We start from the raw sequence: 11,164 nt of genomic DNA, 5'->3' as shown, positions 1-11,164 counted from the left end.
CGCGATTCGCACGGTACATTCGTCCATATTGCCACCGTACTGCGTGAAAGCGGCAAAGACACGACCCTTTTGCCTAAATGCCATTTTTCCGGCTGCCCGTCTAATTGCACGGTCCAGCAGCTGGCCATACTGGGATTGCGCGGATCTGGCAAAAAAACAGGCACTGTCATGGAAGAAGCGTTCGACATCTACGCTGGCGGCAGTTATGCCATCGGTCAGGGTGTCATGGGCACACAGATTGGCACGATTACAACGAAAAATCTGCCGGCATTCTTTCTGGCGCTGAATGACCGTCTCCTCGCCGATTCCCAGGCCTTTACTGACTGGTATCCGTCTCATAAAGATACCTTCCGGGACCTGGTACAGCAGTTTGAATAATTTTGAATACAAAAAAGGGCCGCAGCAAAATGAACTATCCTGGTCATTTTGCTGTGGCCCTTCTTTTGTTATGTCGTATATCATACCACTTCCGGTAAAACAATAATCATCCTTTTTTCTTCCGGACCCTGTCGAGAAAAAATTCATGGATCCGCGTATCCTGACCGACTTCAGGATGAAAAGATAGTGCCAGCTGATTTTTGTAAACTACGGCCACGATATGGTCATCGACAACAGATAACACATCCACTCCTGGTTCAACGGACTCAATATAGGGGGCACGGATAAAATTCATCCGTACGTCCCCGATACCTTTTACCGGTGCCGTCGTTATAAAACTGCCGAGCTGCCGTCCGTACGCATTGCGCCGCACCGTAACCGGCAACGTCTGGAAATAAGACGCCCGGTCATTGCTCAAATGATCTGCCAGAAGAATCAGGCCGGCACAGGTGGCAAGGACCGGCAGTCCGTCCCGGATTTTCTGCTGTAATATTCCGAACATGCCTTCATCCCTGAGAATACGCCCCTGAACGGTACTTTCCCCACCTGGCAGGACTAGTCCATCCAGTGGAATGGCCAGATTCTCTTTATTTCGCAATTCAACACACCGGGCACCCAGAGATTCCAGCATATACCGGTGTTCGATAAAGGCCCCCTGAACGGCCAGTATGCCAATCGTCACGGGTTTCATCATCACTGCCCCCGTTCTGCCATGAGAATTTTTATTTCTTCTTCATTGATGCCGACCATGGCTTCTCCAAGATTTTCGGATAATTTTGCCAATATTTCCGGATTCTGATAGTTTGTCACGGCCTGAACGATAGCCCGGGCCCGTTTGGCCGGATTGCCCGATTTAAATATACCCGACCCTACAAAGACACCTTCCGCACCGAGCTGCATCATGAGTGCCGCATCAGCAGGAGTCGCTATCCCGCCGGCTGCAAAATTAACGACAGGCAGTCTGCCTTCATCGTGAACGTATTTAACTAAATGGTAAGGTACCTGCAACGATTTGGCTGCTTCATACAGTTCATCATCCCGTTTAGCCGTAAGGGCCGCGATTTCTGAATTGATGAGCCGCATATGGCTGACTGCCTGCACGACATCACCTGTACCCGGTTCACCTTTCGTGCGGATCATAGATGCCCCTTCCGCTATGCGGCGCAAAGCTTCGCCGAGATTACGGGCACCGCAGACAAAGGGTACATTAAATTTAGTTTTATCGATATGATATATATTATCTGCTGGCGACAAAACTTCACTTTCGTCGATGTAATCAATTTCTATAGCTTCCAGAATCTGGGCTTCTACGAAATGGCCGATGCGGCATTTTGCCATGACCGGTATTGAAACGGCATCCTGAATTCCTTTAATCATATATGGATCACTCATGCGGGACACGCCACCGGCAGCCCGTATATCAGCCGGAATGCGTTCCAGTGCCATGACCGCACAGGCACCGGCTTCTTCAGCGATTTTAGCCTGCTCCGATGTTGTAACATCCATAATGACACCTCCTTTCAGCATTTGTGCCAACTGTTTGTTTAATTCATAGCGTTCGTTTGTTTTTCTGGTCATAACTATCTCCTCCGTATGTAACTTGATATTTCTTACGGGTATTAGTATAATCTAAATTGACCTTATTAAAAGACTCAATTTTTATATATTTTAAAAGGTCAGATTGGATGAGACGCCTGTTATGCTAACCTATTCTTTTGAAAATATAAGGTCAGAATTTCTCTATGAACATTTGTATCATTGTCTCCGTGAAGACATTCAGTGCGGTAAATTACGGTCTGGCGAACGACTGCCGTCCAAACGGACCTTTGCCACTCACCTGGGAATCAGCACCATCACCGTAGAAAAGGCTTATGGCCAGTTACTGACAGAAGGCTATATTTACTCCCGTCCCAAACGGGGATATTACGTATCTGATATTACGACCCGTGCCTTCCCACGGCCCCGGTCTGTGCGGAAAACGGTCCGGGAAACAGAAAAAACACCTGCCTGGTTTGCTGATTTTACATCAAATCAGATTCAGGCCGATATGTTTCCCTTTGCTACCTGGACTAAAGTGCTTCGGGACACTCTGGCAGATGAACAATCCCACCTGATGGAATCAGTACCAGTCTGGGGCTGCCTTGCCTTGCGACAGGCCGTGTCCACTCATTTGCAGCATTTCCGTGGCATGTATGCGTCGCCAGCACAGATTGTCATCGGCGCCGGTACAGAATACCTGTACAGCCTGATTGTGCGATTTCTAGGCACAAAGCACATTGTCTGTCTGGAAGATCCGGGCTATGCCAAGGCACGACGCATTTATGAAAGTAATGGCATGTCATGCCGCTACGCCCCGCTCGACGAAAATGGAATTTCCATCGATGCCCTGCGAAAACTTCACGGATCGATTGCCCATATCAGTCCATCCCACCATTTTCCTACAGGCAGAGTCATGCCCATCGCCCGGCGCTATGAGCTTCTGGGCTGGGCCAATGAAACCGAAGGGCGTTATATCATCGAAGATGATTATGACAGTGAGTTCCGTTTTACAGGAAAACCCGTCCCGACACTGTTCAGCATTGACGCAGGAGGAAAGGTCATTTACATGAATACTTTTTCCAAAACGCTGACGCCAACCATCCGTATCAGTTATATGGTTCTGCCTCCTGAACTGGTCCAACCCTTCCAGGAATCTCTGGGATTTCTTTCCTGCACGGTATCGAATTTTGAACAGTATACACTGGCCCGCTTCATCAGCCAGGGGTATTTTGAAAAACACCTGAACCGCATGCGGACGTATTACCGGAAAAAACGTGACCTGCTTATCCGTACCCTGAAAAACAGTGCCCTCGCCGGAAAATCGGATATCATTGAACAGAGTGCAGGGCTCCATTTCCTGCTGCGCCTTCACACGATTCTTGACGACGCCTGTCTGAAGGACCGCTTTCAGGAGCAGGGACTGTACCTGACCGGGCTTTCCGAGTATTATCATGAACCACGTCCTGATGCAGCCCATACGTATCTGATCAATTATTCCAGTCTGGAAAGCAAAAAAATACCAGAAGCTATCGAACGACTCTGTCAGGCAGTCCTTTCAAAGTCGTAATACTTCCGGTATTTAGGTGATGTGCATTTAGTTTTTACATGCACTTACGGTTTTTCTGTTTCATATTTCTTCAGCTTCAGCAGATGAGTTCCCTTCAGTTTTTCAGCATAGATATTCAGTTCCACATCATCGCGAAGTTGTGGCAAAAGGCGATAGAGATTCTTGCCCGGGCAGTCCGTACTGTTCACATCGCGGTGACCGACAATCGTTGCCGGGCCGGGATCGATATGATAGATACGGCAAAGCGCCGTCACCAGTTCTGTAAGGGATTTCATCTGAGCATCAGTCGGGACTTCTTTGTCAAAATTTCCAGTCACGTTAATGCCGACGGTATGATAATTTTCCCCGTAGGCATGAGCTCCCACAACGGCCAGAGGCCGGCCCCGTTCGATAACGCCATTTTTGCGGATGACATAATGATAGCCGATGCCAGCCCATCCATTGGCCAGATGAGCCCGGTGGATAGCCGCTGCCGGTGTATCACCATCGGGGATTCCTACATGATGGATGACAATCATATCTGTCCTGGGCCGTACAAGGAGTGGTTCAGTAAAATGAAAATTCGTTTCCTCAATGACCAGTCCTTCCGATGGTGCTGCATCCTTTTCAGGATTGTAGACAGAAAGGCCCTCATCGTGTGCTGCCTGTCCTTTCTGATACGTATCGGCCTTTTCCGTGCTGGCCGGTACTACCTGAGCCGCCTTTTTTTTCGACTTCTTTGTCTTTTTCTGTTTTACCTTTTTTACCTGCTCTTTTGATGACGCATTCTGTACGGCTGCCGTCTGATCTTGAGACTGAACGGCTTCCGCCTGTTCACTGGCACTGACGGACGGCAGGCTGAAGACAGAAACGGCCACTGCGGTCGTCAATACAAATACAAATTTCATAAAGGATTTCATCTTGTTACCTCCTTACGCCAAAAGTGACTGCCCCAGGAAATGTAATACTCCTGGGGCAGCTGTCTTTTCTATTTTCCTTGTTACGGCTGGGGGATATGTTCCGCCAGTGGTTTTGTCATTTCCATATTAGCAAAGTAAGCATGGGTCTTCCACAAAAGGGCACTGAATGCACTAAAGGTCAGACGGAAACGGAAATGTTTGAAACTGACCGGACCTTCAAAGAAGGGGACCCGGTCCAGATCGTAGTGGTCATCCCAGGGGAAATCACGGCCTGTTTCTACAGTAAATCCATAATCATACCCGGCATTTTTCGTTTCTTCCATGACCATAGCATTGAACTTTCCTTCGGGGAAAGCGATGAAATTACAAACCTTACCCGTCCGGGCCTCAATCATGGCTTTCGATTCCTGCAATTCTTTTCGTACGCCATCGCGGTCAAAACTGGTCAGAGGCTTGTGGCTGATCGTATGGGATCCGAATTCCATCCCGTCGCCGCTCATTTCCTTGACCATATTCCAGGTCAGATATCCTGGCTTTTCCATGAGATTCATGATGAGAAAAATGGTGCCACGGAATCCATATTTTTTCATGATAGGATAGGCGAACTCGTAATTATCGACATATCCATCATCAAAGGTAATCAGAACCGGACGGTCCGGCAATGACCCTTCCCCGCGCATATAGGCATCAAATTGTTCCTGAGTAATGGAATGATAATCGTTGTCGTGCAGATATTTCATCTGTGCTTCAAAGTTTTCAGGCTTCATAGTGAGACATGTCTCATAGCGGTTGTTGACCTGATGATAATTGAGGACGGGAACCCCCGTCAGATGATAATTGGTCGATCCAAAATACCAATACGCAAAGATACCGGCTACAAGAACGATGACTGTAAAAAGAATACCTAAAAACCAGGAAAAAAATTTTTTCACATTAAAACTCCCTTGTCCTGACTCTAAGTAATTTTATATCTGTTTAAGGATATCACAACATGCGTATACTGACAAGGATTTTTTCGCACTAAATATGCTCTATTGTTTTGATAAATCCATTGTCCCGGAGCCAGTTCTTGTCTTTTTGTTCTAATGCCTGCTGCAGTTCTTTCAGGCAGACATTTTCCGTTTCCGCTGTTTCCCGCACGTGAACGAGGTACTGTGTATCTTCGAAAATGTATTCTTTTAATTCTTCAGGATCTACGATGCCTCTTATGGCATAACGGATGTCTTCCGATTCCTGCACGATATGGAGGATTTCCTTCCAATTGTCGTATTCCTGTTCAGAGAGGATGAATTCCCCCATCACGCCCGTATCGAGCCGCTCCTGGGAACAAATGACGCTTTTTGCGTAATCGACGCCGCTGCTGCGGTCGTAAACGTGGAGTTCCCGTTCTTCATTGTTGACGTATACTATCATGATTAGTGTCTCCTTCATTAAAAATATTTTCTATTATATCATATTAACGTTTATTCCATAGCATCTTTTGTCACATAAAATGATGCTGTCCAATGTAAAATTACAGTAAAAACGCTTTCCTTCTCCGCAACGATAGTATACTATGGTTGCATACAACATGTATTCTGGTATACAGGAGGCAATACGATGAAATCAACCCCTTCTCTAAAGGAAATGAATGACCTATATCAAACCTTGTTCGAACTTCGCCAGAACGTTTTGGAGCAGGGCATGAAAATGTATCAAGCTGTTTCTCCATCTATCCGGCGCAGTTCCTTCCGCTTCAGTGCCCTGAATCTGGCTTTTTATCTTGCCATACGCTGCTACGACCTGCGGCCCCTGCAGGAAAAGCTGCTGTTATTGGGATTATCTTCACTTGGGCGCAGCGAAGCCCGTACGATGGCGAATCTCGATGCCGTCATCGCTTCATTGGGGCGGATCTGCAACAAGCAGGAACATGAACTCATCGCCTATCCTGCACCAAAATGGTTTTTCCACGGCAGCCGCCTGCTGGCTCATAATTCTAATCTGATATTTGGCAGTCACCCCGATGCATCCTATACGAATATTATGGTGACTATGCCGCCGGAAGCAGCTACGGACTACAAACTGGTCCGCAATCTTCTCGAAGCAGGCATGGACATGGCCCGCATCAACTGCGCTCATGATACACGGGATATGTGGCAGGCCATGCTGCACCATATCCATAAAGCGGAAAAGGAAACAAAGAAACGCTGTAAAATCTACATGGACCTGGCCGGTCCGAAAGTCCGCATTTCCCAGGTATTAGTCCCCGGTGATGACGACCGTGTCTTTACAGATGATTTCTTTTTCCTCGCCCGTGGAAAAATTTCCGATTACCCTGCCGATTATACAGGAAATGTCATCATTACCTGTAGTATCCCCCAAGTATTCGATCATCTTCAGGAAGGCGATTCCGTCGTCATCGATGATGGCAAACTGAATTGTGTCGTCACCAGGCTTATGCCTCAGGGAGCCTATCTGCGCGTCATTTCGACAAAAGCCAAGGGATTCCGTCTGAAAAATAAAAAAAGCTTGAATTTCCCTAAAACACCACTGGACATTACGCCCCTGACGAAAAAGGATCTGACCGATCTCGATTTCATTATCCATCATGCCGACGCAATCGGCTATTCGTTCGTCCGCAGCCGCGCCGATATTCTTCTGTTGCAGGATGAACTGTACAAACGGATGGGAAATAAAGCACGGAACATGGCTATCATCGCAAAAATAGAGACCAGAGACAGTGTACACAATCTTCCAGAAATCATCATCCAGGCCGCTTCCCGGAATCCCTTTGGCATTATGATTGCCCGGGGCGATCTGGCCGTTGAAGCGGGATATCATCGTCTGGCAGAGCTGCAGGAAGAAATACTCTGGATTTGTGAAGCTGCCCATATTCCCGTCATCTGGGCTACACAGGTTCTGGAAAACCTTGTCAAGACAGGCATTCCGTCCCGGGCTGAAATCACCGATGCCGCCATGAGTGAACGGGCCGAATGCGTCATGCTCAATAAAGGACCGTACATCGTAAAAGCCGTTTCCAGCCTGGCGGATATTGTTAAGCGTATGGAAGGCCATCAGTATAAAAAAGCACCCCAGCTGCGCACGCTCCATATCGCATCAGATGCGCTGAAAGCATTCGATAATTAAATTATTGACTTTTGTTGTTTATATTATTGGACATATGTCGTTATATGATGTATACTCTTTAATAGAAGAAAGATTCAGTATAGTCAGGTTATATTAAGGAGGAATTCATATGATGACAAATGGCAAAATTGCCGTAACCTATGACAACGGCAGCGTATTCCAGCATTTTGGACGGACAGAAGCATTCAAGTTTTATACAGTAGAAGACAAAATCGTAACGGGGAGCGAAATCATTTCCACCAACGGTGTCGGCCACGAACCGCTGGCCCAGTGGCTCAAAGATCACGGTGCTGACGTACTCCTCTGTGGCAATATGGGACCGGGAGCGCGTAATGCCCTGCAGCAGGCTGGTATTCCCTTCTACTGTGGCGTTCAGGGATCCTGTGACGAAGCCGTACAGGCATTCCTGGAAGACCGGCTGCAGTATAATCCGGATGCCACCTGCAGCGGCGGTCATCATCAGCACCACGCCGGTCATGGTCATACATGCAATCATCAGTAGTCCTGCCGGACAAGAGTACAGCGGAAATCACATCAGCTGTACTCTTTTTACGTTTTCTTACTGCGTTAACAGAATTACTGTTTTCCCCTTTTTCCGGCTCGTGTTTATAATAAAAAGTAACAAAAGAGCACGTGTTCTGCAGCACAGCTTTTGTCTGTTCCTGCGCCGTCTGCAGCTGGATACGAAAATCCTCTTACATGTCCCTTTTAGGATTCTTGTATGCTGATTTTAGCAGGAATATATTTATATCGAGACTCCCTGAAAAAGGGGCTGCAGCAAAGTGAACCAGAAGCATTCACCTTGCTGCAGCCCCTTTTTCCACGCACAGATTTTCTTTAATGGAAATATCCATTCATGTAAGACTATCTTTAATGAACTCTTTCGTACATTCAATGAACGCCCTGGCCGGGACAGAACATTCACTAAAGGAAGCCACTGTCAGGATAATATCACAAGTCAGGGACGGTGAAATCGGCCGTGCTGTAAGTCCCGGATGCATAGGAGCATAAAAATCCCACATATAAACGGGAAGCAGACTGACACAAGATGTCTGTTCCAGTTTTTTCAGCATGACATAATTGCAGTTGGACGTAAACGTCGAAAGAGGCTGCAGATTATACTTTTTCATGTACTCGGCTACATTCGATTCCAGACCATGGCGTGAACGGAACATGAGTACCCGGGACTGCTGCATTTCTTCTGCCGTAATGCATTCGTTCCGGGACAAAGGGTTCTGTTTGGACAGGACAGCCACATAAGGATTGACATTGAGGATAATCCATTCATTTTCATAATCTGGCTGTTTCGTCGTAATCGTAATATCGGCAACGCCGCTGCGCACCCATTCTGCTAGCGTTTTAGGACTGTTCTCTTCCAGAATGTCCACATCAATATTGGGGTATCGTTCCTGAAAGCGCTCGACGACAGGCAGGATGATGGCACAGGCCGTGCTGGTGAATCCGGCAATGCGCAGGCGGCCCAAATGAATGCCCTTGATATTTTCACACTGCTCTTCCAGCCGTTCTTCCACTTCTACGAGCTGCCGGGCATAGGGCAGGATGGCGTGTCCTTCTTTGGTCAGAACAACACCTTTGTTGCTCCGCTGGAGCAGGCTGAAACCACATTCATTTTCCAGGGAATTCATCATCTGGGTCACCGCCGACGGCGTATATCCCAGTTCCCGCGCAGCCTGGATGAAGCTTCCCTTGCGGGCTGCCGTGAGAAAGACTTTGTATTTTTCTATATTCATACAATCACCGCTTTTTCTGTAATTCATATACGGTAACTTCCCGGGAGCACAAGACCCGGAAAGGCAGCCAGTGGCCCGTACCGCGATTGACATACCCATAGCAGCCGTCTTTTTGGAACAGGCCACGGAGATATTTAAATCCTACGGCCTGGACTAAAGGCCCGATAGGTGCAAACTGGGCACCATGGGTATGACCACACATCGTAAGAGGAATATGATGAGCGAATCCTTCATCGATGAAGGCCGAATTGTGTGCCAGCAGAATCGTAAATGCACCTTCTGGTATTCCCTGCAAGGCTGTCTGCGTATAGTCCTGGCGCTGTTCATCGTGGAGACGGCCGCTGGGGGCAAAACTGAAATCTGTGCCGGCAATATAAAGGGGCCTGTTATCCCTTCCGGAACGGCCGGAAAGATTCCGTCCCCCTCCGGGACTGGCACAGAAATGGCTGTTGCGTACGATACGTATGGGTGTCGATTCCAGCATGTCTGTAATATCCGCCAGTCCCCGGTAATATTCATGGTTGCCGTAGCAGAAATCAATGCCATCGGGAAACAAAGCGGCTCCCTCCATAAGGACCTGCCGGCACTGAGGAAGCCGGCTCAGCTCATCGATGAGATCCCCCGTAATTTCCAGGCGGTTGACTTTTTCCGCTGCCAGGCGCTCCATCGCTGTTTTTAAGTCCTCCGGGCTGAAAAACAGCCCAATATGGCTATCAGAAATCTGTCCGATGCGGTACCCTTCCAGATAATCAGGTAAGTCCGGAAAGGAAAGGGGAAGTTTGGTCACAGCCAGATAACTTTCGCCCACGACATTTCCCAGTCCGCTCGTCGCTGCTGCCGCTACGGGAACGGCAGCGGCCATCCCTTTCAGGAATGTCCGCCGGCTCATGGATGGCCCCTGATGTTCCCCGGCAGTCATATTTTCTGCCGGTGTAACCGGTCGGCCGCGCCGCTTCAGCCGGTAAAAAAAGATGCCAGCCGCCAGCACCGCCAGGACAGGAAATGCCAGGAGAAAGGTGAGGAACCAGCTCACTGACGCCAAAGCTCCTATATGGAGCCCCATCAGGCGGATGCCCCCCGTCAGACCGGGGAACCAGTGGCTGTACCAATACAACTCCCCTGCCCCCAGCGCCGAGCAGCATGCCGTGAGCAAAGCAATTTTCTTTCCCTGTCCGCCTTGTACGATGTAGTTATATAGTACGCCTGCTGCTACGGAAAAACAGGACAGGATTACCATAAAATTAATAAAAAAAAGACCTTTCATCTAAACTATGGCAGTGATTTTTCCATGGGGCCCGGCCCAGGGAACCTGCGTGTAGCCAGCCTGTGGCAGCCACTGCCAATCCTCCTTATCCAATAGCGTCCCATTTGCATACGGGGCTGTATATATCGTCATCTGCCAGACTTTGTGGGAAAATACATGACGCAGTGTACCGACTGGCCCGCTGGCACTGCCGGCGCGGATTCCTGCTTTTTTCAGAACTTCTCTGGCTGCATCCAGCCCGGCATTGCCCTTTCCCACGGCATTGGGAAATTCCCACATAGAAGCGAGCAGTCCCTTTGCCGGACGGCGATGGATGAGCCAGGACTGCCGGTCGGAAACGACCAGAACGGTTATATCCACCGCAGGCTTGTCTTTTTTGACAATGCGGACCGGAAGTTCCGTCTCCCGCCCTTTTTCATGGGCAAGGCAGCAGGAAACAAGAGGACATTCCTGACAGCGCGGATGACGGGGAATGCAGATCGAAGCTCCCAGGTCCATGAGCGCTTCATTGAAATCGCCCGGTGCATCGTCGGGGATGACATCCTGTGCCAGGCGGGTAACTTCTTTTTTTACTTTCGCCGATAAAATATTATCCTCTATGAGGTACAGGCGGGAAAAGATGCGGAGCACGTTGCCATCG

At 48.6% G+C, this 11,164-nt stretch carries 11 protein-coding genes and 1 pseudogene; 4 read left to right on the top strand and 8 right to left on the bottom strand.

Going from position 1 to position 11,164, the window contains the following annotated elements:
* A pseudogene (locus tag B4H10_RS09265) lies at window positions 1-378 on the top strand (nitrite/sulfite reductase); the annotation flags it as partial.
* A gap of 106 nt (window positions 379-484) precedes the next feature.
* On the opposite strand, the gene pdxT reads toward B4H10_RS09265, so the two are convergent.
* Both pdxT and pdxS read right to left on the bottom strand, forming a co-directional pair.
* Window positions 485-1,072 carry a pyridoxal 5'-phosphate synthase glutaminase subunit PdxT gene (pdxT, locus tag B4H10_RS09260; protein ID WP_200817442.1) on the bottom strand — a complete coding sequence of 196 codons (588 nt, stop codon included), beginning with the start codon at window positions 1,070-1,072 and terminating at the stop codon, window positions 485-487.
* Window positions 1,072-1,956, bottom strand: coding sequence for a pyridoxal 5'-phosphate synthase lyase subunit PdxS (gene pdxS / locus B4H10_RS09255; protein WP_150824401.1), 885 nt, complete (start codon window positions 1,954-1,956; stop codon window positions 1,072-1,074). Before pdxS ends, pdxT begins: the two co-directional genes overlap by 1 nt.
* A gap of 121 nt (window positions 1,957-2,077) precedes the next feature.
* Between pdxS and B4H10_RS09250 the strand changes: the two genes are divergently transcribed.
* Entirely contained in the window at window positions 2,078-3,484 is a 1,407-nt protein-coding gene (locus B4H10_RS09250) for a PLP-dependent aminotransferase family protein (RefSeq protein ID WP_292018711.1), read from the top strand.
* A gap of 44 nt (window positions 3,485-3,528) precedes the next feature.
* Here the strand turns inward: B4H10_RS09250 and B4H10_RS09245 are convergent, their stop codons facing one another.
* From B4H10_RS09245 to B4H10_RS09235, 3 genes are all read right to left on the bottom strand, one after another.
* Window positions 3,529-4,383, bottom strand: a complete 855-nt coding sequence (locus B4H10_RS09245) for a peptidoglycan recognition protein family protein (protein WP_292018710.1) — start codon at window positions 4,381-4,383, stop codon at window positions 3,529-3,531.
* A gap of 80 nt (window positions 4,384-4,463) precedes the next feature.
* Window positions 4,464-5,315, bottom strand: coding sequence for a polysaccharide deacetylase family protein (locus tag B4H10_RS09240; protein WP_059077454.1), 852 nt, complete (start codon window positions 5,313-5,315; stop codon window positions 4,464-4,466).
* Between the two features lie 88 nt (window positions 5,316-5,403).
* Window positions 5,404-5,796, bottom strand: a complete 393-nt coding sequence (locus tag B4H10_RS09235; RefSeq protein ID WP_059077453.1) for a hypothetical protein — start codon at window positions 5,794-5,796, stop codon at window positions 5,404-5,406.
* Between the two features lie 270 nt (window positions 5,797-6,066).
* Between B4H10_RS09235 and B4H10_RS09230 the strand changes: the two genes are divergently transcribed.
* Window positions 6,067-7,509 carry a pyruvate kinase gene (locus B4H10_RS09230; RefSeq protein WP_292018709.1) on the top strand — a complete coding sequence of 481 codons (1,443 nt, stop codon included), beginning with the start codon at window positions 6,067-6,069 and terminating at the stop codon, window positions 7,507-7,509.
* A gap of 109 nt (window positions 7,510-7,618) precedes the next feature.
* Window positions 7,619-8,011 carry a NifB/NifX family molybdenum-iron cluster-binding protein gene (locus tag B4H10_RS09225; protein WP_200817467.1) on the top strand — a complete coding sequence of 131 codons (393 nt, stop codon included), beginning with the start codon at window positions 7,619-7,621 and terminating at the stop codon, window positions 8,009-8,011.
* Window positions 8,012-8,363: 352 nt separating this feature from the next.
* Here B4H10_RS09225 and B4H10_RS09220 read toward each other — a convergent pair whose 3' ends face one another.
* From B4H10_RS09220 to B4H10_RS09210, 3 genes are all read right to left on the bottom strand, one after another.
* A complete protein-coding gene (locus tag B4H10_RS09220) occupies window positions 8,364-9,287 on the bottom strand; it encodes a LysR family transcriptional regulator (protein ID WP_292018708.1) in 924 nt (307 codons plus the stop codon).
* Window positions 9,265-10,374, bottom strand: a complete 1,110-nt coding sequence (locus B4H10_RS09215; RefSeq protein ID WP_292018707.1) for a metallophosphoesterase — start codon at window positions 10,372-10,374, stop codon at window positions 9,265-9,267. The genes B4H10_RS09220 and B4H10_RS09215 overlap by 23 nt, the downstream gene beginning before the upstream one ends.
* A gap of 150 nt (window positions 10,375-10,524) precedes the next feature.
* Window positions 10,525-11,164 (bottom strand): NUDIX domain-containing protein (locus tag B4H10_RS09210; protein ID WP_292018706.1); only part of this gene is annotated, 640 nt, incomplete at its 5' end.

The sequence above is a fragment of the Megasphaera sp. UBA4382 genome (assembly GCF_002391155.1).
GTDB lineage: Bacteria > Bacillota > Negativicutes > Veillonellales > Megasphaeraceae > Megasphaera > Megasphaera hexanoica.
The sequence above is the reverse complement of the archived record's forward strand: the minus strand, read 5'-3'. Positions and strand labels throughout refer to the sequence as shown.